29 protein-coding genes are annotated in these 26,580 nt (G+C 42.1%); 25 read left to right on the forward strand and 4 right to left on the reverse strand.

The features are described from left to right. Positions 1–34: 34 nt before the first annotated feature. Genes MKY14_RS04530 through MKY14_RS04540 form a run of 3 tightly spaced genes read left to right on the forward strand, consistent with a single transcriptional unit; the run spans position 35 to position 2,993 of the window. Positions 35–1,120 carry a DUF4179 domain-containing protein gene (locus MKY14_RS04530; RefSeq protein ID WP_340034444.1) on the forward strand — a complete coding sequence of 362 codons (1,086 nt, stop codon included), beginning with the start codon at positions 35–37 and terminating at the stop codon, positions 1,118–1,120. Then, positions 1,120–2,112 carry an ABC transporter ATP-binding protein gene (locus MKY14_RS04535; RefSeq protein WP_076183782.1) on the forward strand — a complete coding sequence of 331 codons (993 nt, stop codon included), beginning with the start codon at positions 1,120–1,122 and terminating at the stop codon, positions 2,110–2,112. Before MKY14_RS04530 ends, MKY14_RS04535 begins: the two co-directional genes overlap by 1 nt. Further along, positions 2,109–2,993: an ABC transporter permease gene (locus MKY14_RS04540; protein WP_076183784.1), complete on the forward strand. Its 885-nt coding sequence runs from the start codon at positions 2,109–2,111 to the stop codon at positions 2,991–2,993. The genes MKY14_RS04535 and MKY14_RS04540 overlap by 4 nt, the downstream gene beginning before the upstream one ends. Positions 2,994–3,070: 77 nt before the next feature. Here MKY14_RS04540 and MKY14_RS04545 read toward each other — a convergent pair whose 3' ends face one another. Further along, a complete protein-coding gene (locus MKY14_RS04545; protein ID WP_036686688.1) occupies positions 3,071–3,397 on the reverse strand; it encodes a winged helix-turn-helix transcriptional regulator in 327 nt (108 codons plus the stop codon). A 194-nt stretch (positions 3,398–3,591) separates the two neighbouring features. Between MKY14_RS04545 and MKY14_RS04550 the strand changes: the two genes are divergently transcribed. From MKY14_RS04550 to MKY14_RS04575, 6 genes are all read left to right on the forward strand, one after another. Continuing rightward, positions 3,592–4,374: a GTP cyclohydrolase II gene (locus MKY14_RS04550; RefSeq protein WP_036686690.1), complete on the forward strand. Its 783-nt coding sequence runs from the start codon at positions 3,592–3,594 to the stop codon at positions 4,372–4,374. A gap of 78 nt (positions 4,375–4,452) precedes the next feature. After that, complete coding sequence (locus MKY14_RS04555) at positions 4,453–5,508, forward strand: ABC transporter ATP-binding protein (protein ID WP_076126169.1); 1,056 nt, start codon at positions 4,453–4,455, stop codon at positions 5,506–5,508. Positions 5,509–5,635: 127 nt separating this feature from the next. Next, a complete protein-coding gene (locus MKY14_RS04560) occupies positions 5,636–6,385 on the forward strand; it encodes an ABC transporter permease (RefSeq protein ID WP_051491475.1) in 750 nt (249 codons plus the stop codon). A gap of 6 nt (positions 6,386–6,391) precedes the next feature. Beyond that, positions 6,392–7,177, forward strand: a complete 786-nt coding sequence (locus MKY14_RS04565; protein ID WP_036686696.1) for an ABC transporter permease — start codon at positions 6,392–6,394, stop codon at positions 7,175–7,177. 114 nt (positions 7,178–7,291) lie between these two features. Beyond that, positions 7,292–7,921 (forward strand): hypothetical protein, encoded by a 630-nt coding sequence (locus MKY14_RS04570; RefSeq protein WP_340975881.1) that lies wholly within the window; start codon positions 7,292–7,294, stop codon positions 7,919–7,921. 37 nt (positions 7,922–7,958) lie between these two features. Further along, positions 7,959–9,092, forward strand: a complete 1,134-nt coding sequence (locus MKY14_RS04575; RefSeq protein WP_340975883.1) for a GNAT family N-acetyltransferase — start codon at positions 7,959–7,961, stop codon at positions 9,090–9,092. A gap of 112 nt (positions 9,093–9,204) precedes the next feature. Here MKY14_RS04575 and MKY14_RS04580 read toward each other — a convergent pair whose 3' ends face one another. Continuing rightward, positions 9,205–11,508 (reverse strand): MMPL family transporter, encoded by a 2,304-nt coding sequence (locus tag MKY14_RS04580; RefSeq protein WP_340975884.1) that lies wholly within the window; start codon positions 11,506–11,508, stop codon positions 9,205–9,207. Positions 11,509–11,555: 47 nt separating this feature from the next. After that, entirely contained in the window at positions 11,556–12,176 is a 621-nt protein-coding gene (locus MKY14_RS04585; RefSeq protein ID WP_076126175.1) for a TetR/AcrR family transcriptional regulator, read from the reverse strand. A 295-nt stretch (positions 12,177–12,471) separates the two neighbouring features. Between MKY14_RS04585 and mraY the strand changes: the two genes are divergently transcribed. From mraY to MKY14_RS04665, 16 genes are all read left to right on the forward strand, one after another. Further along, the gene (mraY, locus tag MKY14_RS04590) at positions 12,472–13,425 is read left to right on the forward strand and encodes a phospho-N-acetylmuramoyl-pentapeptide-transferase (protein ID WP_076305483.1); all 954 of its coding nucleotides are present in this window, start codon (positions 12,472–12,474) and stop codon (positions 13,423–13,425) included. Between the two features lie 106 nt (positions 13,426–13,531). After that, a complete protein-coding gene (locus MKY14_RS04595) occupies positions 13,532–13,843 on the forward strand; it encodes an ArsR/SmtB family transcription factor (protein ID WP_076190171.1) in 312 nt (103 codons plus the stop codon). An 81-nt stretch (positions 13,844–13,924) separates the two neighbouring features. Further along, the gene (locus MKY14_RS04600; protein WP_076305482.1) at positions 13,925–15,094 is read left to right on the forward strand and encodes an MFS transporter; all 1,170 of its coding nucleotides are present in this window, start codon (positions 13,925–13,927) and stop codon (positions 15,092–15,094) included. Positions 15,095–15,246: 152 nt separating this feature from the next. After that, positions 15,247–15,867: a thermonuclease family protein gene (locus MKY14_RS04605; protein WP_339248558.1), complete on the forward strand. Its 621-nt coding sequence runs from the start codon at positions 15,247–15,249 to the stop codon at positions 15,865–15,867. A 67-nt stretch (positions 15,868–15,934) separates the two neighbouring features. Then, entirely contained in the window at positions 15,935–16,375 is a 441-nt protein-coding gene (locus MKY14_RS04610; RefSeq protein ID WP_076126240.1) for an NUDIX hydrolase, read from the forward strand. Between the two features lie 201 nt (positions 16,376–16,576). Next, the gene (locus tag MKY14_RS04615) at positions 16,577–16,936 is read left to right on the forward strand and encodes a BlaI/MecI/CopY family transcriptional regulator (protein WP_076126183.1); all 360 of its coding nucleotides are present in this window, start codon (positions 16,577–16,579) and stop codon (positions 16,934–16,936) included. A gap of 11 nt (positions 16,937–16,947) precedes the next feature. Then, positions 16,948–18,480 (forward strand): M56 family metallopeptidase, encoded by a 1,533-nt coding sequence (locus tag MKY14_RS04620; RefSeq protein ID WP_340975887.1) that lies wholly within the window; start codon positions 16,948–16,950, stop codon positions 18,478–18,480. A 135-nt stretch (positions 18,481–18,615) separates the two neighbouring features. Then, the gene (locus tag MKY14_RS04625) at positions 18,616–19,719 is read left to right on the forward strand and encodes a PRK06851 family protein (RefSeq protein WP_340975888.1); all 1,104 of its coding nucleotides are present in this window, start codon (positions 18,616–18,618) and stop codon (positions 19,717–19,719) included. Between the two features lie 148 nt (positions 19,720–19,867). Further along, entirely contained in the window at positions 19,868–20,584 is a 717-nt protein-coding gene (locus MKY14_RS04630) for an AzlC family ABC transporter permease (RefSeq protein ID WP_076190048.1), read from the forward strand. Beyond that, positions 20,581–20,892 (forward strand): AzlD domain-containing protein, encoded by a 312-nt coding sequence (locus tag MKY14_RS04635; protein ID WP_076190049.1) that lies wholly within the window; start codon positions 20,581–20,583, stop codon positions 20,890–20,892. Before MKY14_RS04630 ends, MKY14_RS04635 begins: the two co-directional genes overlap by 4 nt. 31 nt (positions 20,893–20,923) lie before the next feature. Continuing rightward, the gene (gene pdxR, locus MKY14_RS04640) at positions 20,924–22,423 is read left to right on the forward strand and encodes a MocR-like pyridoxine biosynthesis transcription factor PdxR (RefSeq protein ID WP_340975889.1); all 1,500 of its coding nucleotides are present in this window, start codon (positions 20,924–20,926) and stop codon (positions 22,421–22,423) included. A gap of 36 nt (positions 22,424–22,459) precedes the next feature. After that, positions 22,460–23,449: an ROK family protein gene (locus MKY14_RS04645; RefSeq protein WP_076190051.1), complete on the forward strand. Its 990-nt coding sequence runs from the start codon at positions 22,460–22,462 to the stop codon at positions 23,447–23,449. Positions 23,450–23,529: 80 nt separating this feature from the next. Further along, the gene (locus MKY14_RS04650; protein ID WP_076126195.1) at positions 23,530–23,799 is read left to right on the forward strand and encodes a PQ-loop domain-containing transporter; all 270 of its coding nucleotides are present in this window, start codon (positions 23,530–23,532) and stop codon (positions 23,797–23,799) included. 46 nt (positions 23,800–23,845) lie between these two features. Next, a complete protein-coding gene (locus tag MKY14_RS04655) occupies positions 23,846–24,721 on the forward strand; it encodes a serine/threonine protein kinase (protein ID WP_340975890.1) in 876 nt (291 codons plus the stop codon). A 27-nt stretch (positions 24,722–24,748) separates the two neighbouring features. Further along, the gene (locus MKY14_RS04660) at positions 24,749–25,189 is read left to right on the forward strand and encodes an NUDIX hydrolase (RefSeq protein WP_340394201.1); all 441 of its coding nucleotides are present in this window, start codon (positions 24,749–24,751) and stop codon (positions 25,187–25,189) included. Between the two features lie 64 nt (positions 25,190–25,253). Then, a complete protein-coding gene (locus MKY14_RS04665; RefSeq protein WP_340975891.1) occupies positions 25,254–25,787 on the forward strand; it encodes a hypothetical protein in 534 nt (177 codons plus the stop codon). Positions 25,788–25,798: 11 nt separating this feature from the next. On the opposite strand, the gene MKY14_RS04670 is transcribed toward MKY14_RS04665, so the two are convergent. Then, positions 25,799–26,233, reverse strand: coding sequence for a DUF4395 domain-containing protein (locus MKY14_RS04670; RefSeq protein WP_340975892.1), 435 nt, complete (start codon positions 26,231–26,233; stop codon positions 25,799–25,801). Positions 26,234–26,580: the final 347 nt, after the last annotated feature.

Consider the following 26,580-nt stretch of genomic DNA (forward strand, 5'->3'; position numbering starts at 1 on the left):
TAAGCGAAGCTAAATTATTTAGGAGGGATTACTAATGACTAAACAACCGCTAAATCAAGATCATAATAAACAACATACAGATGAAGCCTGGGCCAAATTGCAAAACAAGTTAGTGTCTGAGCCTGCAAGTCCCAAATGGTCTGTGTGGAGTCAGCAGTTGTCTGTGGATGTTATGAAAGATGATGACAAAACAGATCCACATATAGACCAGCCTCAATCTACGGATGACAATCCAACAGCTAATCGCCCATCCAAGCGTCCTCGCATGAATCGTCGGCGCAAATGGGGAGTAGCAGTGGCAGGTGCCGCGATCTTTGCGGTTATACTTGGAACTCCAGTAGGAAATACGGCTATGGCATCGCTGCTGAATCAATTTCGGATGGAAGAAGTTACAGTTGTGAATGAAAATGATATCCGGGATATTTTTTATCAGGTAAATGAAAGTCAATCCATGAATGAAGCTATGAACAAATTTGGTGTGTTTACAAGTTCCTTTGGTTCAAATAAAGGGATTATTCCGCTAAATCAGGTGGAAGAGACTCTAGGTTTTACACTTCCAAGCGGAACTTTGCTCGAGAATGTGAAGAGCGCATATATAACCAATTCACAAGAAATAACCTTGAAGCTTAATATTGAAGCAGTTAATAAAGCAATGAAAAGATTGGGTGCAAAACAGCTTCTTCCAGAAGCCATAGATGGGAAAGAAATTAAATTAGATCTTTCGGAGATCGTGAATTATGATCTTTCGATTGATAATGATAAATGGGCTAATCTTACACAGACGAAGACTCCTTTAATTACGGTAGATCCAACTATAAAGGTTGATGAAGCTTTGGAAGCTATAATCGATTTTCCATTGCTGCCAGATTATCTGAAATCCAGCTTAAAGCAGAGCCGCATTTTATCGGGTGAAATTCCTCTGCCACTGGTAAAAGGCCTGAATACCGATCAAATAAAGATTAAAGATACAACGGTTCTACTGAATCAGAATGAATATAGTCAAGGGATTGTGTACTCGGCCGTTTGGGTACAGAACGGACAACTGTTTGATTTCAACGGAGGAAGCGTGTATACAGATAAAGCTGTATTCTTAGAGAAGTTAGGGGAGTTGATTGAATAATGACGGCTGCTGCAATAGAAGCGAAGTCTTTGACCAAAGAATATGATAACGGACGTGGTTGCCGTGATGTAACGATTACTGTTGGGAAAGGGGAAGCCTTTGGCTTCCTCGGCCCTAATGGTGCGGGGAAAAGTACCTTTGTCAAAATGTTGGTAGGTCTCATTCGTCCATCGAATGGTAGTGCTACTCTATTTGGTCATAAGATCGGTTCACTTGAAGCCAAGTCCCAAATCGGATATTTACCGGAATTATATCGCTATCAAGAATGGCTTACGGGGGAAGAAGTAGTAAGACTGCATGCCAAGCTGTGCCGTGTAGAGCGATCTGTAGCCGACAAAAGAATTCCAGAGCTTCTAGCGGAAGTTGGAATTGGAAACCGTGGACGGGATCGTGTGAAACATTATTCCAAAGGGATGCAGCAGAGATTAGGGCTTGCTTGCGCTCTTGTAAACAATCCGGCCATCGTTTTTCTGGATGAGCCCTCATCGGCGCTAGACCCGATTGGACGTCAGGAAGTTCGGAATATTTTGCAGAGGCTAAAAGAGAAGGGAGTTACAATATTTCTTAACTCTCATCTACTGGAGGATGTTGAACTCATCTGCGACCGTATGGCACTGCTGAATAACGGAGTTATACTGCGGCATGGGAAAGTATCTGAGATCTTAAATAAGCGAACAAGCTGGCATTTTAAAGTGGGCGGTTTTACGCCTATTTTGTTGTCTTGGTTACAGGATAGTACTGAACTTCAGATCAAAGTTTCAGCGGATATCGGAGCTCAATCTGAAAAAGGAGCTTCATTCCCAGCTACATTGGAGAGTAGCACAGTTTGGCTGGAAGCGGAATTGGAGAATGAGGAGCAAGTAGGCTGGCTGAACACGTTAATTATTGAACAGGGCATGACCTTATATGAAGTCTCACGGAAGCGAGAACGTCTGGAAGACTGGTTTATGAGTGCTGTATCCGGCCTAAGTCACAGAGGTGAACACGAATGAGAATAATCATAGGAATGACCTGGAAGGAATTGCTGCGTAAACGAGTAATGGTATTAACATTGCTTATGACCATTGTCTTTCTTATAGGGTTTTGGTTTGTGGCAAATACGATCGGACAAAGCGGAATACCGAACAGAACAGATATTAGCAGTGGCGAGCATCTCTTAGCTAATTTTACAAATGGTGCTTTTATATTATCACTTGGCTTCTTTTTTGGCGCTTTTGTACTCGCCTTTTTGGCGATCTTTAGTTCCTTCTCAGCTATTGCAGGTGAAGCGGAACAAGGGGTTATGCAGGCTTTACTGCCAAGACCGCTGCCGCGGTGGAAATGGTATACAGGTCGCTGGCTTGGATATGTGACGCTTGGGATCGGTTATGCCCTGATTTTATTTATTTCTATTTTATGGATTACTGAGATCCATGCCACCGTTCCTAGAGATGCCGTAGTCCTATTGAAATCATTTTTGTTATTCTCCTCTGTAGTGCCTTTGCTAATTACGATTTCTATGCTGGGTTCTGGATTCTTCTCAGCAGTGGGGAATGGTGTCTTTATGACAATGTTATATGGAGCTGGCTGGTTAGGCGGGATGATTGATAAGATCGGAGGATCGCTGAGATTAGAACCCGATGTCCTTGACACATTAAATAATCTGTCAGGAATGATGGCACTGCTTATGCCAGTGGATGGTTTACAGCGGAAAATGACCGCCGTCCTGTTCAGCGCTAATGAAATGAGTGGAATGATGGGATTGTTCGGCAGCATGAATGGATTGCTGGATTTTAATACGGTTCCGTCAAATATGTTTATTTTTTATGCGATAGGATATACCCTGTTAGCTTTTGTTATAGGTCTACTTCGCTTCGAGCGAAAAGACTTATAAAGGGGATGTTAATCCAAAAAGAGCCCTCTTGTCTCATGATCGGGACAATTAGGGCTCTTTGTGTTGTGTAGCGGGAATCATTTCTTAATACCAAGCTCAATCCATTCGGTAGACCAGTTTCCAATTTCACCAAGTATAGGAGCAAGCGCTGTGCCTTTTGGAGTCAGAGAGTACTCAATACGTACTGGCATTTCAGGATATACAGTTCGCTCTATAATACCTTCGGTTTCCATTTCCTTCAATCGGTCAGATAACACCTTGCCACTGAGATTGGACAGACAGCTCTCAATTTCACCAAAACGGCGTGGCCCTGGCATAAGCACGAAAACAATAAGCGCGACCCAACGTTTACTTAGCAAGTCTACCGCTTTTTCAAAGCGAGGACACATGTTGAAATCATTCATAATATCACCTCGACATTCATTATATCATAAACTTACATAAAGTAATTATAAATATTTAAAGATATATTATAACTTGACGAAGTTATATTACAATGATAAACTTACTTACAAATAGTTACTTATAATTTAACTAATATTTTATCCTTATGCTTAGCTCTATCTAAGCATTGATGAACAATGAGGAAGGTGTAATTATGATTAAACCAGAAATCACTTCTATTTTACAGAATAAAATCACGCGAATTCCTTTAGCAAATTCCACAAATATATTGGTTGGACCCATCACGTTACCGGTGAATTTAGACGGCGAGACCGTTGTTTTTAAATGGTACAACTGGCTGAATACAACGGATGCAGAGCTTCTTCAAGAGGATAGCAGTAAAGCAACGGCAGCTTTAATTTCACGTTTGCCATCCATGAACTTAGCAGAAGGACAACAATCCAGTGTGTTGGTATATGGCGATTTCGAAGGGTCTGAGGATGCATTGATCCGGATGCATAGCATCTGCCATACTGGCGATATTTTTGGCAGTAAACGTTGCGATTGCGGCTTCCAGCTGCATCAATCCATGAAAATGATTGTTGAGCATGGCTCTGGGGCATTATTTTATCTCGCGAATCATGAAGGAAGAGGCATTGGCCTGTTCAGCAAATCTTTAGCGTATCTTTTACAGGAAGAAGGATACGATACAGTTGAGGCTAATTTAGAGTTGGGATTTGCTGATGATTCAAGAAACTACGAAGAGGCAATCAGTGTTCTGCAAACTTTACGTCACAAACCAGTGACGCTGATTACGAATAATCCGAAGAAATTGGATGCGCTCAAGGCTGCAGGGATGAATGCCGTGAAAAGAGTAGCGTTATGGGGAGATGTATCTTCTTTTAACGAGAAATATTTGCGGACTAAAGTCGCTCGCTCAGGGCATTTAGAAGCTGTGAAGGACACCCATTCGCTAAATGAAAGACTGGCTAAGTAAAGATTGAAGTAGTGCTTTTGCGCTTCTTCTATTATAATGGGGTACTGGGAACCAACTCTAAGCTTAGTGAGGTACAATATGACTGCTATTCAAGTACAAGACTTACGCAAAACATTCAAAGTACAAAAAAACCGCGAGGGTCTCAAAGGGGCCTTCGCTGATTTGTTTAAAAGGGAATATACGGAAGTGACTGCGGTGAAGGACATTTCCTTTTCCATTCCTGAAGGTGAGATCTGTGGATATATCGGCGAGAACGGTGCTGGGAAATCGACCACGATCAAAATGCTCACAGGTATTCTCGTGCCGACTTCCGGAAACCTGACAGTAGGTGGGTATGTTCCGTATTTGGAGCGCGAGAAATTCGTGAAAAATATCGGTGTGGTATTCGGGCAACGCAGTCAGCTATGGTGGGACATTGGCGTGATTGAGTCGTTCCAGCTCCTGCGCAAGGTTTACCGGGTATCTGAACAAGATTTCAAGAAACGGCTGGATGAATTGGTCGAACGACTGCAACTGCAAGAACTGCTGAATCGTCCGGTTCGTAAGCTAAGTCTAGGTCAGCGGATGCGTTGTGAATTAGTGGCAGCATTGCTTCACAATCCGTCGATTGTATTTCTGGATGAACCGACCATTGGCTTAGATATTGTGGTGAAGTCAGAGATCCGTGAATTTCTAAAAGATATGAACCGCGAGCATGGGACAACCATACTGCTGACTACACATGACCTGCAAGATATTGAGGCGCTTTGCTCCCGAGTGATAATGCTTGATGATGGCCGTATCATTTATGACGGAGGACTGGAAGACCTGAAGCAGCGTTGGGGAACCGGACGTGAGGTTCAATTTCAATTTGGAAATGCTACGAAACGTCAGCAACTTGAGTTATGGACTGAGGGATTGCCTGTTACCTGGTCTGCGGAGAACGATTTAGGGGCGTCTGTCTGGATACCGCTAGAGCTAAATGTATCGGATGTATTAGGCAGAGTAGTGGGAAAAGCAGACATTACTGATATCAAAATCATAGAGACCAATACGGACGATATTGTTCGCAGTATTTATCAATCTGGGTCTGCAGACAAGCCTGATGAAATGGCTGCCGCTCTGAAGGATGAAAGAGAGGCTTTACATGTCTGATAAGCTTAATCCTGCAACGGCTATGTCTTCCTCCTCAGGAGGCGCATCTTCTGGTGGTCCTCAGGAGAATAGCCGTAAATTACTATTCGGGGCTTACTTAGATTTTATACGCATCCGTTTTCTTACCATGCTTGCTTATCGGATTAACTACTACTCAGGTATTCTTATCTATTCACTGAATATTGGGGTTAACTATTTCACTTGGATGGCCATCTATGGCAATGGGGATTCATTGGGTGGCTTTACTGCAACGCAAATGACGTCATATGTAGCTGTATCGTGGATGGCTAGAGCCTTTTATTTTAATAACCTAGACCGCGAAATCTCTACGGATATCCGTGATGGAAGTATCGCTATCCAGTTTATAAGGCCCTATAACTATGTCTTAGTCAAAATGATGCAAGGTCTTGGAGAGGGAATGTTCCGCTTCCTCTTATTTATGATTCCCGGCATGGCCATAGCGATGTTGCTGTTCCCGGTTCAATTGCCAACAGCGCCATCTGCTTGGGCAGGGTTCCTGGTGATGCTCTTTTTCAGCTTTTTAATTAATTCACAGATCAATATCATTACAGGGCTCTCGGCATTTTTTGTAGAAAATAATGAAGGCATGATGCGAATGAAGCGGGTGATTGTAGACTTATTCTCCGGCTTAATCGTACCGATCAGTCTGTTTCCTAACTGGTTATCTTCCGTACTTGAGGTGCTGCCGTTTCAGGCGATTACCTACTTGCCAGGTTCAGTGTTTACGGGACGGGTGCAAGGGGTTGGAATATGGAATGTATTAGGGATACAAATTATTTGGTTCCTGGTATTGCTGATTCCAATTGTCTGGTTATATCATGCGGCGCGGCAGCGTCTCTTCGTGCAGGGAGGTTGAGGAAACATGTATTACCTGGGATTATTAATTGAATATATCAAAAACTATATGAAGAGCCGGCTCACCTATCGCGCTGACTTTTGGGTAGAGGTCATTTCAGACTTACTTTTTCAAGCTACCAACTTTATCTTTATTCTCGTAATTTTTATGCACACAGATAGCCTGGGCGGCTGGAATCAGAATGAAGTAGTGTTCGTTTATGGATTCTTTATGGTGCCATTTGGGGTCTTTAGTTGTTTTGTGAATCTATGGGGATTTAGTGAACGTTACATCGTTAAAGGTGAGATGGACCGTATTTTGACACGCCCAGCTCATAATTTGTTCCAGATCTTTTTGGAAAATGTTGATCCACCAGCACTTATGGGCTCATTCATAGGTATTATTATTATGGCCATCAGTGGCAGCAATTTGGGTCTTCCCTTTGAATGGTGGACGATACCGGCTCTGATCATTCTAACGTTAAGTGCGGTCGCCATCTATACGGGGATTTACACAACGTTGACTTCATTGTCTTTCTATTCGGATGCTCCTACTGGCATTCTTCCGTTAATGTACAACATTCAGACTTATGGCCGTTACCCGGTAACGATTTACAATCGTGCTATACAGGTATTGCTTACTTGGATCATTCCATTTGCATTCGTCGGAGTGTATCCAGCCGCGCTTTTTCTACAGCGGGAGGAGATGACCAGCCTTGCTCTGATGACACCTGTAGTAGGCGCTATATTCCTGGGGATTGGTTTGTTAGCCTGGAGTTATGGCGTACGAAGATATAAAGGTGCGGGGTCTTAAGTTAAGCTAGTGTTTTGTTAAGTTGGAAAGGCTACCTTCGGGTAGTCTTTTTTTTCACCCGGAATTCATGAATATGCTAAAATCATATATATCTACAATGGGGAGGAATCATAGATGAATGTGTTAGATATTTTACCAGCACCCGAAAACTTAAAAAAACTTATGAAAACACTTGCTTCTCTAAATATTGTCCTATGTCCAGAGGACTGGCTTCGCTATCATAGTTTTGATTCTAAATTTGATAAGAATGTTTCTCTAGCATCGATCGATAATGGCTCAGGCGATAATTTGTTTATTATTTTTACACCTCAAGGAACGATAATTAAAGGTTTTGATCATGAGTCCGAAGTAAGTCCATATGCGCGTGACGAACATGAAGTTTGGCCAGGAATCTATGAAGAGGTCCCAACCTCGCTATTGTCTATACTGGAAGATGAGGCGATAGCTAAGGACGATGTTACTTTTTGTTTTTGGCGTGAAAATAATGATTTGACGTGGCAGAAGGGGAAGGTAGAGATTCCAGCGGAGGTAGAAGATGGTTCGGACTTTTTGCTAGGGACTATTTTCCGCACAGCTGAGGATTTTGTGGAATTTGCCGAAGGTTATTTTGAACTCACACTCCCTTTAGAGGTTGTTGCACAAGTTTATGAGGATGCAGCCATTACAAAAGAGATGATCAAAGCGTTAAATCCTGATGGTGATGTAGAGACAATCCTTCAGGAGTTAGCAGAGCTAGACTCTTAGGGACTTATCGATTTTGAAAACAAAGGGGGATGCGAAATTGGAACTTTACGTGGAAAAGCTGAATGCTGATGCTGCTAGGGATATTTTAAGCTGGCAATATGATCCACCCTATGATTTTTACAATAATGAACTAACTCCTGAAGCTATAAGTGAAATGCTAGAGGAAGCATTTTTTTCTGTACTTGATGCAGATAAACAATTGATCGGATTCTTCTGTGTAGGAAGTCCGGCACAGGTTCCAAATGATAAATATACATATTCTCAGGATTTTATAGATGTGGGTTTAGGAATGAAGCCTGAGTTAACCGGACAGGGGAATGGGACTCTATTTTTCACAACAGTCCTTAACTATATTAATGAGAGATGCGAGGAAAAACCAAAGCGGCTGACAGTGGCGAAGTTCAACGATAGAGCGATACGCTTGTATGAAAAACTAGGATTTAGCAGGGAAGCTGAAATCGTTAAAGGAACTACAGAATTTATAATTATGATTTGTAATGAAAATGATAATCTTGCTTCCATGTATGAGCGGGCGAAACCCGGCGAACTAATTACTTTTGGTTCTTATCCGCAAATGGCGGACGGAGCAGACCAAATGCCGATAAAGTGGCGGGTGCTGCAAAATTCAGGTAGAGAACTGTTCATTTTGAGCGAGTATATTTTGGACTGCAGGCGGTATCACGATGAATATGTTGATGTTACATGGCATGACTCCGATTTGCGAAAGTGGTTGAACGATGAGTTTTATAATGCCGCTTTTAATGACTCCGAGCACAGGCTCATCAAGACTACACAATGCACAGATAGCGGAGAGGGAAGTATAAACACGGAAGAAAAGATTTTTCTGCTTAGTGTTTCGGAGGCGAATGAATTCACCTTTAAACTTGGAGAAGATACTTTACGTGCGAAGCGTAGGGCGATAGGAACGGGATTCTCCAAAGTGAAAAAGAACGATGGATGTAAATTGTATGTGTATGATAAAAAAGTCAAAGCTGATTATATCCTTGAGAAGGATGAAGAGTTTGGCTGCTCATGGTGGTGGCTGAGAACTCAACCTGCGATTTCTTCACGTGCGTATTTTGTAGGTACTCGTAGCAGTATTCGCAGTTACGGACATGTCAACTTAGCTTGTTACGGTGTGCGCCCCGCTTTAATCCTTAATCTTCAATGAGATAATTTCCAGAGCCTTGCCCATCTGCTCTTCGCGGGAAGTGAACCCTACCACAGAAACAAAACAGCCTGAACCCCTAGGAATACAGGTCTCAGGCTGTTTATTATTGTATCTATTTCATGGAATTAGATTTGTCTTTAGCATTGAGTGTAGCAATCAGTTTCTCGCCTTCGACATCCAGGTTTGGCAGAATACGGTCGAGCCATTTTGGAAGTGCCCAAGCTTTGTTGCCGAAAATAGACATTACAGCAGGAACTAATCCCATTCGAATAATGAAAGCATCGATTAAGATCCCTACGGCCAGTGTAAAGCCGATTTGTTTAATCATGACATCATCCGTAAAAATAAACCCTGCAAAAACGGAGATCATAATTATAGCAGCGCCTACTACGACACGACTCACCTGGTTGTATCCATGGACAACGGACTCTGATCCCTCATGACCATGAACGTACGATTCACGCATGGAACTGACAAGGAAAACCTGATAGTCCATCGCAAGCCCATATAGGATACCCGTAACGATGATTGGCATAAAGCTTAGCAATGGGCCACCGGTGTCGAAACCAAAGAGAGAATGGAGCCAGCCCCATTGGAACACGGCTGTGGTGATCCCGAAGGTAGCGAGTATGCTAAGCAGAAAGCCGATCGTAGCTTTGATAGGAACGATAATCGAACGAAATACCAACAGAAGAATAATGAGCGATAGGAGAATGATGATTCCTACATAAATGGGAAATACATCTGCCAGTTTGGCCGACATATCGATGTTAACAGCGGTAAAGCCGGTAACCCCGAGTTTAACATCATTACTTTGAGCGATACTAGATTCCGTAGCCCGTAAATCATTCACCAGATTTTTGGTTGTTATATCGCTAGGACCCGTTTCTGGAATCAGACTGAAGATAGCCAAATCCTTAGTCATGCCCAGAGGAGTGACCAACGCGACATTCTTTTGAGCTTGGAGCTCTTTTACAAGATTTCCTAGGAGCTCCGGAGTGACTGGATTGGAAGAATTCTTTGGTTCTGCAACCAAAATAAGCGGTCCGTTAAAGCCCTCTCCAAAACCCTCGGATATAGCATCATAACTTTGTCTTGCTACCGTGTCCAAATTCGCTGAGGCAGCTCCGGGAATGCCCATTTCCATTTTGGCTATAGGGGTTGCTGCTACGCCAAGTACCACGACGATGGCAACAATAGTGACCCAACGATACTTGATGACGAATTTAACCCATCTATCAGCTATACCGCGGTTACCCGTTGTATGATGATCCTTGTTTTTCTTGCGAGCTTTAGGCGAACAGATGCGTTCACCCACCAATCCGAGCAATGCCGGCAATAGGGTTAAGGCAACAAATACGTTGATAAGGACGGTAGCAGCTGCTACTAACGCCATCGTTGATAAGAAAGTAAGCCCGATTACAAGCATACCGCAGAGAGCAATAATAACCGTCAAACCGGCGAAAAATACGGCGCTGCCGGATGTGCCAATAGCTCTAGCCGCAGCTTCTTGTGCGCTTAATCCTTGATCAATAATCATCCGGCGTTGGCGATTTACAATGAAAAGAGCATAATCGATTCCGACGGCTAATCCAATCATAAGCGCCAAGACGGAAGTGACACTAGGCATTTCAATGAATTTGGAAATAGAAAATGCTCCACCTACACCGATGCCGACTCCAAGCAGTGCAGTTATAAGGGGCAGACCTGCTGCAACGACAGAGCCAAGCGTCACCAGCAAAACAATTGCAGCAATGACAAGTCCGACAATCTCAGCTGATCCTACACCGATAGATACTGATTTAAGTGTCTCGCCCGGCAGTACAGTAATGTTAGTATCTTTCTCGACATTCTTGACGGTATCAATTACAGAATCAAAAATATCTTGAGAGATAGCAGATTGCTCAATAGTAAACTGGAATTGGAACAATGCAATGCTACCGTCTGCGGAAAGAATAACTCCAGGTACTGGAACGCCATCTGCCATCAGAGGACCATAGGAAAGGGGTGCTGTGGCTGCTGCAGACTGATCCATACTGGCAGCCTGAGTTGCTTCAGTAGTTGAACTACTTGCTTCCGCTGCGTAATCCGCAGGATTAATCACTTCGTTTATACCGTAAACCTCATTAACACCTTTAGTGATCGCTGCCAAACGTTCTGGCGTATCCAATCGCTCATTTTCAGGTGCTTTGAACACGACACTTCCTTGTCCACCAGATGCAGCCGGAAGTTCTGTTGCTAATTGATCCAAAATCTTTTGCGATTCCGTGCCTTCAATCTTCATTTCTGAACTGATATGAATACCATTCATGCTGATCATAGAGATGACAATTCCTAAAATTAAAATCCAACCTAAAATGAAGTACCCAGGTTTGCGATAAGCGGTTTTTCCCACTCTGTATAATAATGTTGACATGTATCTATTTTACACTCCCTCGTTGATGAAAACTGATTGTTAGCCTATTAGAATCCGTTGCGTAAATATCCGTAAATAGTTTCCAAAAATTGATCGAACGTAAGAGTTTCAGGACTTGGATCGTCGCTCGTCGTTTGTCCCGGAAGCAGCACATTAAGTTTTCCGTCAATTAAGGGAAGTACAGTTCCGTAAACCGAATTTATAAGCAGATAAGTATAGACCTCGTCATACTTACCATTTGACAAGTGCAACAATGTTTTTTGTGCTCCAGTTTGCGTAAGATGTATTGCTCTTAGATAATGGGGCTCGAGAGCTGGGAATTTTCGGGAAAGTAAAGAAAGCTCACGCAACCTCCCTATAAGCTCAGATGTAAGTTGCATCTTAATTAGTTGATATAAGGTATCCAGCAGGGAGGCATTATCAGGAATTTTGGTGAGCAATTCTTCATACTCATTCGTGTTCCGTACGGTAACTGCTCCCATCGCAACTGCCTCTTCCTTGCATGTGAAATAGTTTGCGAAAGTTCTTCTGGAGTAGCCGGCTTTTTGCACGATATCTTCAACAACAAAACCGTCCAACCCATGTTCAAGTGCAAGTTCGAATGCCGCTTCTGCTAGCGCTTTTTCAGTGGCTTCTTTTTTGAAATCTCTCAACGTTTGTTTAATCATAATTTTATGTATACACCTCCCATATGGCTGTTATTGTGGTGAAGATTAGGATTAATGACTATATACTAATGTAAACTTGCCCAAAGTGCAAACTTTCTCATTGGGCAAGTTTACGCTTTGGGATCTGCTTATAGAAAACTCTTAGCTGTTACACACCAGAAAACAGGAAATAAAAATAGAATAATTTCTCTTTATCAACAGATGAAAAGAGTACATAATTACAGACGACCTCATTAACTCTAGAAATATTTTGTGAGTATTATAAATGATCTTTTCAAAGAGGGGAGTTCGTTGTATGTATGGAATTCTGGCTGTTTCCGGCCTGTCTTTTCTTCTGGTGGCGGTGTTTACGCCTCTATTAATCTGGACGCTGCATAGACTGAGGTTAACGCAGCCGATTCGTGCCGAGCTTCCAGCAGAGCATCAGGCCAAACGGGGTACACCACTAATGGCAGGGTTGATCCTGCTTATCGGGATAGCGATTTCGCTGCAGTTTCAACCCGGGCCTCTAATGTTACTCTTATGCGTTACGTTTTTGTTGTTTAGTTCAGTCGGATTTTTGGATGATTTCAAAAAGGCTTTTTGGCAAAATCCATCCGGCATCAGCGGCCGCTCAAAACTGGTGCTTCAATTTCTTTTTACTGGAATTATATTATATGTGTTGTTCCATTCGTTCGGCCTGACGAGTAATATCGAGTTATTTAAAGGCCAAAATCTGCAGTTGCCTGTGTACCTTTATGTGGCCATCATTTTGCTGTTTGTGGTCGGCTCCGCGAATGCCATCAATTTTACAGATGGTCTCGATGGGCTATTGATCAATGTTGCCATACCGTCGTATTTTTTCTTTTTTATGATTTCGGACAAACCTGAAGTGCAGACATTTTCACTTGTTATGATCGGTTGTCTGCTAGGGCTTTTGCTTTACAATATTTATCCTGCAAGAGCGTTTATGGGCGATACTGGATCACTGGCGATCGGTGGCTCCCTTTCCGTTCTGGCTGTCATTGAAAAGGTTGAGCTCTTGCTTCCGATTTTATTTTTCATTTATTTTGCGGAGCAGTTGTCGGTCATTTTACAAGTTTGGTACTACAAACGGACGAAGCTGCGGCTATTCCGGATGGCTCCGATCCATTACCACTTCAGCTTAAAATACGGATGGAGTGAGAACAAAATCGTGATGATTTTCGGTTTCATTTCGTGGGTATCCGTACTGCTGTGCTGGTTGATATGGAAATATTTAATTCACTAAACGAACAATTCGATACGAAACATGACTCTACATAATGTTATTGCAACAACGAGACATCGGCATCTTTTGTATTTACAAATCTATAAAAGTAGATATAATGGAACACATGGAACCTTTATTGATATTCAAAGCGTTGTCTAACGAGACTCGTAGTCAAATTATGATGTGGCTAAAAACTCCCGAGGAATTTTTTGATGAAAAGCCTTATTTACAACAAGGCCTAAATTTTCAAATTGGGATTTGCGTGGGAGATATTCAAGCTAAAGCGGGGCTTGCACAGTCGGTTATTTCGAGCTATCTATTGACTATGCAAAAAGCTGGTTTGCTGGAATCTGAGCGAATTGGGAAGTGGACGTATTATCGTCGAAACGAAAAGACAATTCAAGAGTTTTCCGATTATATTAAAGAGAAACTATAGGAGAAAGGAGGTAGGGCTTTTTTTTGGTAATACATATCTACAAATCTAAATATGTGAATATAAATGGAGGATTATTTTAAAATGAAAAAGGTTAACCCTTTGCTTATTATTATTTTGGCTTTAGGCGTATTTGGCATTATTACAACGGAAATGGGGATTATAGGTGTTCTGCCACAGGTAACTCAAAAATTTAATATATCAACTTCTCAGTCTGGATGGCTTGTAAGTATATTTGCTTTAGTTGTTGCTATTTCAGGTCCATTTCTGACCTTATTGGCTTCTGGAATTAATCGTAAAATAATTCTATTAACTGCTGTACTTATTTTTGCAATTTCAAATATTGTTTATGCGTATACGACCATGTTTGAAGTAATGCTGATTTTCCGTATTATCCCTGCTATTTTTCATCCCGTGTTTTTTTCAGTTGCACTTGTTACCGCTGCCCAACTTGTCCCTCCGGAAAAGAGCACCAAAGCAGTTACAAAGGTTTTCGCCGGAATAACGGTCGGGTTTGCTTTTGGTGTGCCTTTGACTTCTTATCTCGCGGACAAAATTTCGTTAGAAGTCGCTTTTCTGTTTGGAGCTGTCGTAAGTATAATTGCCTTTTTAGGAATACTAGCTTGGCTCCCTTCCATGCCAGTTAAAGAAAAAATGTCATATGGTAAACAACTTGGTATTTTACGCAAACCTCTATTGTGGTTAAATATTGTGGCAGTTATTTTTATCTTTGCAGCTATGTTTTCTGTGTACAGTTACTTTGCTGAATATCTTGGGCAGGTAACACATATGAACGGGTCATGGATTAGTATCATGTTGATGGCCTTTGGGATAATCATGATTTTTGGGAATTTTTTATTTGGAAGCCTTTTGCATAAAGGCATTACAAAGACCGTTATCATGTTTCCATTGTTATATGCGGTAACTTACTTATTCGTATATTATCTAGGTTCTTATTTCCTTCCGATGGTTGTTATCATAATCATTTGGGGGGCAGTGCATTCCGGCGGACTGATTGTCAGTCAAGCATGGTTAACGACCGAAGCGAAAGAAGCTCCCGAATTCGGTAACAGCTTGTTTATCTCATTTTCCAACCTTGGAATTACTATAGGGACTGCTATCGGTGGCTGGTTTATTTCTCACGCAGGAATACATCAACTCATCTGGATCGGAATTATGTTTTCCCTGCTTGCTTTCTTATCGATCATAATCAAAATAAAGATTTCCAAATTAAACGTGGTGGAAGTAGAGTAAAAGCGAAACAGCGATAGCCAAGAATCTTTTTTCTGGTACATGGCTGTCGCTGTTTTCTATGATTAGTAGTACAGTCTTGTGTTTTTAAGTTTTTTAATTTATTTTTAATAGACCCCATGAAATTACATACGTGTATAAGAAAGAGGTTAACAATGAATAAGATTTATCTAGTAAAAAGCTTTTTAGCTATCACACTCTTACTTGGAACAACAACTGCCTGCAACTTAGCCGAGCAGATTACTTTAGAGCCAGTTCCAACGATTACGGCTGATTCCAGTTCTGGATTGGGTTCTACGCCAGACAATACAACAGAGGACAACAAACGTTTAATAGATGCAAAGGTAACACGAGTAGTCGATGGTGACACCATGAAGCTGACTATAGGCGGCAAAAAGGAAACCATTCGTTTATTGCTGGTCGATACTCCAGAGTCAGTGAATCCGAACATCCCCGAACCACAGCCCTTTTCGTTAGAAGCTTCTGATTTCGCCAAAAAGATGCTTACGGATAAAGATGTACAAATTGAACTAGATGTATCGGAGCGGGACAAATATGGCCGCCTACTTTGTTACCTCTATATAGATGGGAAAATGTTCAATGAGATTCTGCTAGAGCAGGGTTATGCACGTGTAGCCTATGTATTTGCACCTAATACAAAATACGTAGATCAATTTAGAGCGATTCAGGATAAGGCGCGAGAGCGGGGAAGAGGTATTTGGAGCATTGAAAATTACGCGCAAGACAATGGTTTTCATGTGCAGAAAAAGAAATAAACTTTAATTAGCTTAGGATATTTGAGCCTATTAGAAGAAAGGATGTAGTTTTTTGAGCGATTATATTATGGAGTTAAGAAAGCTGGTAGGTACCAGACCGCTTATAATGGCAGGAGCCTGTGTTTTATTGTGCAGCAATCATCAATTATTATTACAACGTAGAACGGACAACGGATGCTGGGGTTTGCCAGGTGGCTCGATGGAGCTTGGGGAGACTTTAGAAGAGGTAGCTAAGAGGGAGCTTTTTGAGGAAACGGGCTTAACAGCCAAAGGTCTTGAATTGTTCGACATGTTCTCTGGAAAAGATCTTTATTATAAATACCCGCACGGGGATGAAGTATATAATGTTGTGGCTGCGTATCTATGCACAGACTTTGATGGGGCGCTAAAAGTAGATGGAATTGAAGTGCAAGAATTGCGTTTTTTTAATTATGCAGAATTGCCAAGCGAGCTGTCTCCTCCAGATGTTCCCGTCATTAAGAGGTTTTTGGATCGTTTTGTGAAGTGATGTCGGATGGTATTCAAAAGATTAAAGAGGGCTGCCTAGTGGTAGCCCTTTCTTTAGTTTGCCATTTCCTCGGAAGTTTCAGTACATCCACGAATTTTCCTGTTGAAAATAACTATAGCAGCAGTGTTGACTTCGTCAAACTATTGGAGTAGTCTGTATCCAAGACCCAAACTATTGCAATAGTGTAAGGAGATGATTTAAATGACTATTAAACTTTTTGATTCGGAACTTAAAGTAATGGAAGTGTTATGGAAAGAAGGAGATAGGTCTGCCAAACAAATTTCTGATATTTTGAAGGCTGAGATTGGTTGGAATATGAATACAACTTATACTGTTATCAAAAAGTGTATTGGTAAAGGTGCAATTGAGCGCTATGAACCTAATTTTATGTGTCATGCGTTAATTGCTAAGGTGCAGGTACAAGAAATGGAGACAGATGAGCTGATTGACAAGGTGTTCAATGGTTCTGTCGACAAGTTATTTGCATCCTTACTTGGGCGTAAGAAATTATCTGCTCAACAGATTGAGAAGCTCAAACAAATCGTCGATAACGTTGAATGAGGTGATGGCCTATGAGCACCTTTATGAATATGAGTTTTACTGCTGCGGTGATGATCGTGGCTATTATTGTCATTCGAGCGCTGGTCATCAATAAGCTGCCTAAGAAAACCTTTATGGTGTTATGGGGGGTGGTTGTATACAGACTACTGATTCCCTTTTCTTTGCCGTCACCATTTAGTATTTACACATGGGTTGATAGTTTACCTTTGAATAATTCGAACAATGTGACTTTCGTTAATCCGTCCTCCCCTCTAACCTTAACCATGAATCTAGTAGGTTCGACTTCGACGTCTGAGGTTCAGTCGATTAATAACGATTTGTCTTTTGCTATCTCGTCTATCTTAGTCATTTGGATAATGGGTATGGTTATTTCCGCATTGTACTTCATCATCACTTATGTGAAATGTCGAAGAGAATTTCATGCTTCTTTGCCTGTTGATCATCCCGTTGCTTTGAAGTGGCTAGATGAACATAAGTTGACACGCACGATACAGATCCGGCAATTGGATTTAATCCGTTCACCCCTAACCTATGGAATTAAGCATCCAGTAATCCTACTGCCGAAAAATACAGACTGGAGTAATATTGAGCAGATACAATACATTCTTATGCATGAACTAGTACATATTCGACGATTCGATCAGATAACGAAGCTGATATTAACAGCTGTTCTCTGTGTTCATTGGTTTAACCCGTTAGTGTGGGTCATGTATATGCTGGCTAATCGTGATATTGAACATTCCTGTGATGAAACGGTTGTGCGATCATTTGGCGAAACAACGAAAAGAGCTTATGCAATGTCTCTTATAACAATGGAAGAACGAAAGAATAAGCTAAACCCTTTAAGCAATCATTTTTCAAAAAATGCGATTGAAGAAAGGATTATGATGATTATGAAGATGAAAAAAACGACCACCGCTGCGACTGTTCTAGCCATTGTCTTAGTTGTTGGGGCTACGGCTGTTTTTGCAACCAGTTCAGCGAAGTCTGCTGGCTTGAAGACGAATCAAGATTCATCTGTGTTGACTCGTGGGGACAATGATAATATTCAGTACTCAACGAATGGAGGAAAGACATGGATGAGCCAAGTGGAGTATGAAGCAAAATATCCCGTTTCAGATGTAGAATGGTGGACTTATGATGAATACAAAGCTTGGCTCGAAGATGTAAAAATAGAACTCCCAAAAATAATTGGAGGAAAAGCATGGACCTCAGGAGATGGGTGGTTCACATGGACACAGAAGCGTGTGGATGATGTTATCGCTAGGTATGAAAAAAATCTTGCTGATATTAAGAACGGGACAAAAATTTCAAAGACCGTGAATGGTCAGGACGACATGATGTTGTCCTCTAATGCGACTGAAATAAGTACTTCTGTCTACAGTGAAACCATTTCGTCGGACAACGGTGAGGTTATCTCATTTGGCCCGTTTGACACGAAGGAAGAGCTTCTTGCTAAGGTTAAACCTTACTGTGAGCAACAAGTCAAGCAAGGAAATATGACGCAGAGGGAAGCGAAAGAGATACTGAGCAAATACAATTAAGAATAATCTAAGAGTGTGTTGTCACATAAATGTTAGATTCCTGCTTAACTTCGATTTCTAAAGCGTCACCCTTCCCGCAGAACGTTAATAAGATGAACAATGAAACATGACATCAGCCCGGAAAGGTGTGCGATTATGGACGGAACAATCCTGAATTTCTTTGCTGGCGGCAACACAGCTCACGGCTTCTCTAACCTCTATGAGTCGTCATTGCAAGGTTTAACACGTTTGTTTGTTTTAAAAGGAGGCCCCGGTACGGGGAAAACTAGAATCATTCGAGAAATCGGAGATCTTCTGGCTCAACAAGGTTATGAGATCTGGTTAATTCACACAGCGTCAGATAATGATTCACTCGACGGAGTGGTTATTCCTGAATTAAAAGTAGGAATTATAGATGGTACGGCTCCACGGGTCATTAAGCCAGAATTGCCTGAAGAGGTCATCATACATGTGAATTTGGAGCAGGCCGTCGATACGCTCCAGTTAAGCCAGCGTTGTATTGAGATCGACAGCTTAGTTGATCAGTACACGGAAGAGCATGAACTCGCTTATTCAGGCTTTGCTGAAGCACTCCGCATTCATGACGAATGGGAAGCGATTTATATTGCGACAATGAATTTCCAAGCCGCTGATGAGCTGACTCAGGAGTATATTCAACTTCTGTATGGTGATCAGAACTTCGAAAAAGTAAGCCGGGTGGATCACCGTTTTTTAGGTGCAGCTACGCCTAAGGGTGCAGTGGATTTTGTACCTAATTTAACCGCAGGGCTAAAAAGATATCTTGTAAAAGGTCGCGCGGGTTCCGGTAAATCTACACTTTTAAAAAAATTGGCGGCTGAAGGAATAAAACGTGGTGTCAATGTTGAGATTTACCACTGTGGTTTCGATCCGAACAGCCTTGATATGATTATCGTACGCGAGCTTGGGTTTGCTATTTTTGACAGCACAGCTCCGCATGAGTATTTCCCTGATCGTGCTACCGACGAGATTGTTGATATGTATTCACGGTGCATTCAGCCAGGTACGGATGAAGCTTTTGCCGAAGCCATCGCAAGTATTAAAGAGCGATATTCCAGCACCATGAAACAATCCATTCAACATCTGACTGATGCCAAAGTATTTTTGGATGAGTTAAAGACAATCTATGCCGACGCTACAGATTTTGACCATGTAGATCAGATTAAATCCCAAATTCAACAAGAAATCAGCGGGATTGTAGAAAGTCCTCAGGAGGTTTAACCTTCATTAAAGATCGCTCTCTTAGCGGGCGGTCTTTTTTCTATGTCAAGAAATTGGTATGGTACATACGCACCCATGCGGTTATTTCCACCAGAATTGTATCCAAGTATGCTCTCTCTAGGGACAACGATAAGGGAGAGAGAAACTTATGAGTGATCAGAAAGTGATGTTTAGAACGGGTCTTAAGGATTCTGTAGCTATTGTTGCAGGATTTATTCCTGCTTGTTTTACGTTTGGATTGGTCGGTAAGGGATTAGGCCTGGGGAGTCTGGAAGTGTTCTTATTGTCAGCGCTCGTATTTGCGGGAGCCAGCCAATTTATTGGCGTGAAAATGCTTGCCGCTGGTGCCGCCGCTCCAATGATCCTGCTGCTTACGTTGATCATTAATTTAAGATATTTGTTTATAAGCCTATCTTTTGGGGGTCAGCTTGACCGTACAATCAATTCACTGTCCAAAGTCTGGATTGGGTTCAGTTTAACAGAAGAAGTGTACGCTGTTAGTATGATCCCCCGCAATCATTCAAAAGAAAATATAAAACTTCCATATTTGCTGGGTCTACAAATTCCTCCGTATATAGCAAATTTGCTGGCAACAGCTGCGGGAATATCGCTGGCATCCTACATTCCGGCTATATACTTACCTGCTTTGAACACCTCATTATATGCCTTACTGATAGCACTAATAGTGCCACAACTAAAGGGAAGCATTCGGAATTTGGCCATATGTTTAGCAGCGGCGGGTTCTTCATGGCTTCTACATCCCGTACTTGGAAACTCCTCGATACTTGCAGCTATGTTAATGGGTATGGCAGTAGGCTCCTTATTTCGAAAGCAAGCTGAAGTAGAAAAGGAGGTATCCGTATGACTATTCTGATCATTATCGGGATGGCAATCCTTACATTTTCATTTCGTTTTGTACCTTTGCTGCTGACAAAGCATACGAATGACTCTTCCAAAGTCCAAGCTTTGTTGGAATATTTGCCTATCGCGGTTCTTAGTGCTTTAACGGTTCCTGGGATATTTCAGGTGGACGCAGATGACAATCTTGTAGGTATCGCTTCGGGTATAGTCGCTGTTATACTGGTATTAATTAGGAAAATCCCGCTGTTACTCGTGATCTTAGGCGCTGTTTCTGCAGCACTAATTGTAAAAATCCTTACTATGAACCATTAAGAAAACCCGGATTAGAAGGGTAGGAAATCTTATGAAGCATGAATTGCTGATTACTCTCGATAAACAAAGACCCATTCCATTAAGCCGTCAAATTTATGAGCAGGTTCGTAATGCTATCCATTCAGGAGCTTTAAGTGGGGGGGATTCACTGCCTCCATCAAGGACTTTGGCTAATCAACTGGAAGTATCCAGAAGTGTAATTCTTCAATCCTACGAGCTACTTCAAGCAGAGGGTTATCTGGAGATGAGAAAAGGGGCAGGAACCTATATAACGGGGCTGCCGGTGGAGGAGAAAGACCCCCAGGATTCTGAGAACCCTTACAATTTTATAACGAAGGGTCCTGATTTCCTAACACTCAATCCTACTTCTATTATAGATAACGACTTGAACACAGTATTATGTAATTTTCGGCACGGTGTACCTGCATGGGACGCTTTTCCAATGGATCAGTGGCAAAAAGCATTAATGAATGCCTGTCGTCGTGCATCTCCTGATACTTTGGGTTACGGCCCGGTCGAGGGCTCTTTGGGACTACGCCAAGAGATTGCACGTTTATTACGGTCTACTCGTTCGATGCCCGTGGTTCCGGAACAAATTGTGATTACATCCGGGGCGACGCAGGCATTGGATATATTATCGAGAATTTTTGTTTCAAAAGGTGATCAAGTTATTGTTGAAGATCCATCACATAACGTTGTGCGGGAGATTTTTTCGTTCGCTGGAGCGGTGGTTACACCCATCAGAGTTGACCTAGAGGGTATCTGTGTAGATGAGCTCCAAGCAAGCTGTGATACCATCAAAGAAGATCCTCATAAAAAACCAAAACTAGCTTATGTCACTCCTTCGCATCAGTTTCCTTTCGGGGTGACCCTGTCGATGAAACGAAGAGTGCAGTTACTGGAATGGGCCAAAGCCAATCAAGCTTTTATTATTGAAGATGATTATGACAGTGAATACAGGTACGAGGGTCCGAAGCTATCATCACTTGCTGGACTAGATGTTGAGGGTAGAGTAATTTATGTAGGCAGTTTTAGTAAAGTGTTATTTCCTTCTCTGCGCATAGGTTATGTTGTATTGCCTCCGACTTTGATTCAACCTTTTTTGGCGGTCAAATGGATAACAGATCGTATGTCTTCTGCTTTGGATCAGGAAGCGTTGGCGGAATTTATTCAGAATGGACATTATGCAAGGCATGTTACGCAGATGGGGAAACTTTATGCTGCCCGCAGGGCTTGTCTAGTAAAAAGTTTGGATGCTGAATTTGGCAGTCATGTCCGCTATTATGGGGAAGAGGCGGGTCTTCATTTATTAATTGAGCTGGAATCCAATGCCGAAGAGCATCGTATAGCTGAATTGGCGTTACGCTATGGAGTTCGGGTCTATCCTGCGTCTTCTTATTTTGTGGGCAGTAAACCTCAAGGTCCTGTCTTTCTACTTGGTTATTCCAATCTCACCGAGAATCAGATTAAGATGGGTGTGAACCGCTTGATGTTAGCTGAAACGGAAGCGGCAGTTAGTACTAGAACTTAATCGAAAACGATAGAATACCTAATTCTGGAGGTTTTTATGAAACGGTATATGTTAGGGATTGATCTTGGCGGAACCAATATTAAAGCAGGGATTTACGATACTGATTTTATAGCTGTAAAAGAAAGATCTATACCAACAGAGGCTGCTAAGGGCCCGGCCCATGTGTTGGGACGGATTAGAGAAGCAGTACGTTTAATCACGGATGAAGCGAATATTCCATTAGATTTGGTAGAAGGAATGGGAATCGGAGTGCCAGGATTACTTGATCCAGTAACGGGAATTTCTTTTTTCTCACCGAATTTTCCGGATTGGGAGCATGTACATGTTGTAGATGAGATGAAAAAATTCTATGACTTTCCTACTTTTATTGATAATGATGTTAGGGTTAATCTTTATGGTGAATGGCAACAAGGTGCAGGAAGAGGGTATAACAATCTGGTTCTGATTACCTTGGGAACGGGATTAGGGTCGGGTATTGTAAACGACGGAAAAGTGATCTACGGTACGTCTTATAGCGCTGGTGAAATTGGGCATATGAATATGTACAGGAACGGGCGTCCCTGCAAATGTGGAAGCTCCGGTTGTTTGGGGCGATATGTGTCCGCGATTGGCATGGTGAATACTTTTAAAGAAAAGCTGAAAGAAGGTCGAACAAGTATTATTCAGACTTGGACTAAGGATCAAGATGAGCAAATTACCGCGTTAATGATATCTGAGGCTTACGAACTTGGAGACGCTCTCTCTATGGAAGTAATGCAGGAGACTGGAACTATACTTGGATTTGGATTAGCGAATGTTGTGAATATCCTCAACCCGGATCTTATTATTGTAGGTGGGGGAATGGCAGCGGCGGGAGATAAATTGCTCCAACCTGTAAGAGAGACTGTGCATCAGCATGCGTTGAAGCTATCAAGCAGTAAGTGTAAAATTGTTCAAGCAGAGCTTGGGAGTCGAGCAGGAACTATAGGTGCGGCCTCTTATGCGTATAGTAAGCTGCAAGATGCAGGGAAATTAAACTTTGCTTAGTGTTAATTGTTTTTTTACATGAAATGGAACCAGATCGAGCCGCCCGGAATACAACTGTATAAAACCGTGGAGGTGCTCTTATGTTTGCAATCATGCAATTAATAGGTGGAGTGATTCTTTCTTTGGGATGGATCCCGCAGATTGTTCAAATCCTCAAATCAAAATCCGTAGCCGATTTAAATCTCAAATCGTATTTACTTATGCTGCTCGGGATTAGTCTAATGGAAGCTTATGCGATCAGTTTGGCGGTTACGGGGGTTGGATTAGCTTTTTTGATTACGAATACGATGTCTTTATGTGTTGTATTGCTGGTTATTATTCTAGTGATTAAATATCGAACAAGACCATGAATGAAGCTTATAAATTTAATCTAGAAAGTGAATGCAGGAGGTTAATTTGCGCGAAAAAAATTATACATATGAAATCGATGCGATAACTTTTCAATTACAGGAAGCCTGTGATTTTGCTTGGTTAACTAAGCTGGGAAAAGTGTTTAAAGTGTTCGATCAGCAAGACTCCGGAAATCTTTCTTTTGGCGTTGAGCAGGATGGGAAGAAGTATTTTGTGAAATTTGCTGGGGCGAAACCTTTGACTTATGCCGGGAATCCTCAGGATGCTGTTAACCGTTTAATTGAAGCTATTCCGTTATATAACGAACTTAGATATGATGCGCTGATCACGCTACTGTCGCATTTTGAAGTTGAGTCGGGGTATGTAGCAGTCTTTGATTGGTTTGCAGGTGAATGTTTACATTCGCATTGGCTGTTTGCGGGAGAAGCGAAGCTGAGTCATCCGGAGTCGCCTTTTTTTCGTTATAAGCAATTATCCGTTGAAAAACGTCTGTCTTCATTAGATGTAATCTTTTCGTTTCATGAATATGTGGAGTTACAGGGTTATGTGGCTGTCGATTTTTATGATGGAAGTATTCTATATGATTTTGTAAACGATGAAACTAAAATTTGTGATATTGATTATTATAGACGTAAGCCTACTGTAAATGATCTAGGAGAGAACTTCTGGGGTTCATCCAGATTTAAGTCACCGGAAGAGTTTATCTTGGATGCACCGATTGATGAAGTTACGAATGTATTTAATATGGGCGCCACAGCATTTGTTTTGTTAGGAGGAGCATCCGATCGATCGTTTGCAAAATGGGAAACCAGCCAAGCCCTCTACGAGGTTGCTTTGCGGGCTGTCAGTGCGGTGAGGGAGCAGCGGTATCGGAATGTAGCAGAATTTAAATTGGCTTGGGATGCGGCAAAAAATGTTTGAGGCTGGTGGGAAGGCGAGGGATATAATTTGCAGGTAAACTTTTTTGAGTTGGATAAGGAAAAAGAAGTTGAGCTGAAGTACGTTGTTATTATGGTTAAACATGGTGAAGAATGGATCTTAGCGAGACATCAGAACCGTTCGACGTGGGAGTTTGCCGGAGGGCATATAGAGGTTGGCGAAATCCCGGAGCAGGCTGCTGCCAGAGAATTATATGAAGAAACGGGTGCGGAACAATTCTTACTTTTTCCAATAGCTATTTATAGGGTCACTAGTATCGACGCTCCAGAAAATTATGGTAAGTTATATTTTGCAAATGTGGAACAGTTCGCAGAACTTCCTCCTTATGAGATGGCAGAAATCAGAGGATTTACTGAGATACCAAAAGAACTGACGTATCCCTTGATTTACCCAGCCTTGATATCAATAGTTCAGGATTTCATTAACCATTCATCTTCAGCTGTAGGATAAGAATGATAGCCCTGCTGTTGTCACATGATATGATTAATAAATAGAACAAGCAGGAGGGATTTCATTGAAAAGAGACATTCAGCATGTACCCTATGGCTATGAGCCACCAGTTGAGCAACGTAAAGGGACTTTAGTGTTTTACGACTCTTTTGAACATATAACAGATCAAGAGCTTGAAGTGGCGGCAAAAACTGCAACAGACCGGCGTTTCACCAAACTGGTGTTATATCCACTTCATGAGGAAACGGTGCGACGGATGAGCAAAGAGCCGGTGAGCGCTTATTATAAGCGAGAGGACCGGCTGCATGAATGGAAAAGGGAGCAAGGGCGTAGCCTTATCACGGTAGAGAGTTTGGAAGGGAAGCGAAAGAAGTATACTCCGTTTGATTCAGCGTTGCGGCATCTTTTGGAGATCTATCCTTCGCCGATTTTTCTGTATTTAACGCCTGAGGTGGCGAATCAGTTTGCGTCTTATTCTTCTTTTGAAGAGTGGATTGTAAAGATTCGGTTATTGTTGCCATCTGCACCTTCATCACTGCATCCACGGTTACTAAAATTTCGCCATCGCTGGGATGTTGTTGGAGAAGAGAGAGATTAAGATTAACAAATTTAATTTGTGCTGCTTTGTTTACGTCTATAATTGTACATTCTCCATTGATAATGGATAAAACATCCGATACAAAAACCTAGGATTGCCACAGTGGCGGCCACCGCAACGAGCGCTGTGAAAATGTAAGCTGCGATCGTCCAGCCAACGATGAAGCTGATGAGACCCCCTGCGAGGCAGAAGACAGCTATGCTTTGATTAAACTGTTGTTGTGACCAGTCTTCGAGTACATAGTGGGAACGCTCTTTTGTCAGAAACCTGGCAGCTAGCTTAATGATGGGATTATAACCGAACAAAAGACCGAGCAATCCGGCAAACAAGGGCAGCGCTAGTATCCAGTGTTGTCCTGTTAGCCATGTTAATATTACAGAAATGACGATAAACGCCTGATTAGTTTTTACTAATGGCCGGGGAATTCCTTTGCGCACGTTTTGCATTTTATTCACACCTTTCTCATTGGAATAATTATAGTATACGCTGGGATTGTGGGAATGGGAAGTAGATAATTTCAAGCGGACGTGGGGTGTCGGGATTTAATTTAGTGAGGGAGAGAGAAGGTATGGAGATGGCTGGAAGCGGATGGGGAAGATGGGGCGGATGGAGGCAGATGAAGCAGATGGGCGGATGAAGCAGACGGGCTAGAAGGGGGCAGATGGAGCAAATGGGGCGAGTGGGGACAGAAGGAGCAGATGGGCTGGATGGAGGCAGGTAGTAATTTATTGAGAAAATACAGATGGACATTAATAGCATCCCACCCACCCAGCACATTACGTCCTCACCTCCT

Source organism: Paenibacillus sp. FSL R5-0887, from assembly GCF_038002305.1.
In the GTDB taxonomy this organism is placed as follows: Bacteria; Bacillota; Bacilli; order Paenibacillales; family Paenibacillaceae; genus Paenibacillus_AQ; species Paenibacillus_AQ odorifer.

Bases quoted from the DNA above. Each gene is read 5' to 3' on its own strand.
- MKY14_RS04530 (WP_340034444.1), top strand. From the start codon at position 35: ATGACTAAACAACCGCTAAATCAAGATCATAATAAACAACATACAGAT.
- MKY14_RS04535 (WP_076183782.1), top strand. From the start codon at position 1,120: ATGACGGCTGCTGCAATAGAAGCGAAGTCTTTGACCAAAGAATATGAT.
- MKY14_RS04540 (WP_076183784.1), top strand. From the start codon at position 2,109: ATGAGAATAATCATAGGAATGACCTGGAAGGAATTGCTGCGTAAACGA.
- MKY14_RS04545 (WP_036686688.1), bottom strand. From the start codon at position 3,397: ATGAATGATTTCAACATGTGTCCTCGCTTTGAAAAAGCGGTAGACTTG.
- MKY14_RS04550 (WP_036686690.1), top strand. From the start codon at position 3,592: ATGATTAAACCAGAAATCACTTCTATTTTACAGAATAAAATCACGCGA.
- MKY14_RS04555 (WP_076126169.1), top strand. From the start codon at position 4,453: ATGACTGCTATTCAAGTACAAGACTTACGCAAAACATTCAAAGTACAA.
- MKY14_RS04560 (WP_051491475.1), top strand. From the start codon at position 5,636: ATGCTTGCTTATCGGATTAACTACTACTCAGGTATTCTTATCTATTCA.
- MKY14_RS04565 (WP_036686696.1), top strand. From the start codon at position 6,392: ATGTATTACCTGGGATTATTAATTGAATATATCAAAAACTATATGAAG.
- MKY14_RS04570 (WP_340975881.1), top strand. From the start codon at position 7,292: ATGAATGTGTTAGATATTTTACCAGCACCCGAAAACTTAAAAAAACTT.
- MKY14_RS04580 (WP_340975884.1), bottom strand. From the start codon at position 11,508: ATGTCAACATTATTATACAGAGTGGGAAAAACCGCTTATCGCAAACCT.
- MKY14_RS04585 (WP_076126175.1), bottom strand. From the start codon at position 12,176: ATGATTAAACAAACGTTGAGAGATTTCAAAAAAGAAGCCACTGAAAAA.
- mraY (WP_076305483.1), top strand. From the start codon at position 12,472: ATGTATGGAATTCTGGCTGTTTCCGGCCTGTCTTTTCTTCTGGTGGCG.
- MKY14_RS04595 (WP_076190171.1), top strand. From the start codon at position 13,532: ATGGAACCTTTATTGATATTCAAAGCGTTGTCTAACGAGACTCGTAGT.
- MKY14_RS04600 (WP_076305482.1), top strand. From the start codon at position 13,925: ATGAAAAAGGTTAACCCTTTGCTTATTATTATTTTGGCTTTAGGCGTA.
- MKY14_RS04605 (WP_339248558.1), top strand. From the start codon at position 15,247: ATGAATAAGATTTATCTAGTAAAAAGCTTTTTAGCTATCACACTCTTA.
- MKY14_RS04610 (WP_076126240.1), top strand. From the start codon at position 15,935: ATGGAGTTAAGAAAGCTGGTAGGTACCAGACCGCTTATAATGGCAGGA.
- MKY14_RS04615 (WP_076126183.1), top strand. From the start codon at position 16,577: ATGACTATTAAACTTTTTGATTCGGAACTTAAAGTAATGGAAGTGTTA.
- MKY14_RS04620 (WP_340975887.1), top strand. From the start codon at position 16,948: ATGAGCACCTTTATGAATATGAGTTTTACTGCTGCGGTGATGATCGTG.
- MKY14_RS04625 (WP_340975888.1), top strand. From the start codon at position 18,616: ATGGACGGAACAATCCTGAATTTCTTTGCTGGCGGCAACACAGCTCAC.
- MKY14_RS04630 (WP_076190048.1), top strand. From the start codon at position 19,868: ATGAGTGATCAGAAAGTGATGTTTAGAACGGGTCTTAAGGATTCTGTA.
- MKY14_RS04635 (WP_076190049.1), top strand. From the start codon at position 20,581: ATGACTATTCTGATCATTATCGGGATGGCAATCCTTACATTTTCATTT.
- pdxR (WP_340975889.1), top strand. From the start codon at position 20,924: ATGAAGCATGAATTGCTGATTACTCTCGATAAACAAAGACCCATTCCA.
- MKY14_RS04645 (WP_076190051.1), top strand. From the start codon at position 22,460: ATGAAACGGTATATGTTAGGGATTGATCTTGGCGGAACCAATATTAAA.
- MKY14_RS04650 (WP_076126195.1), top strand. From the start codon at position 23,530: ATGTTTGCAATCATGCAATTAATAGGTGGAGTGATTCTTTCTTTGGGA.
- MKY14_RS04670 (WP_340975892.1), bottom strand. From the start codon at position 26,233: ATGCAAAACGTGCGCAAAGGAATTCCCCGGCCATTAGTAAAAACTAAT.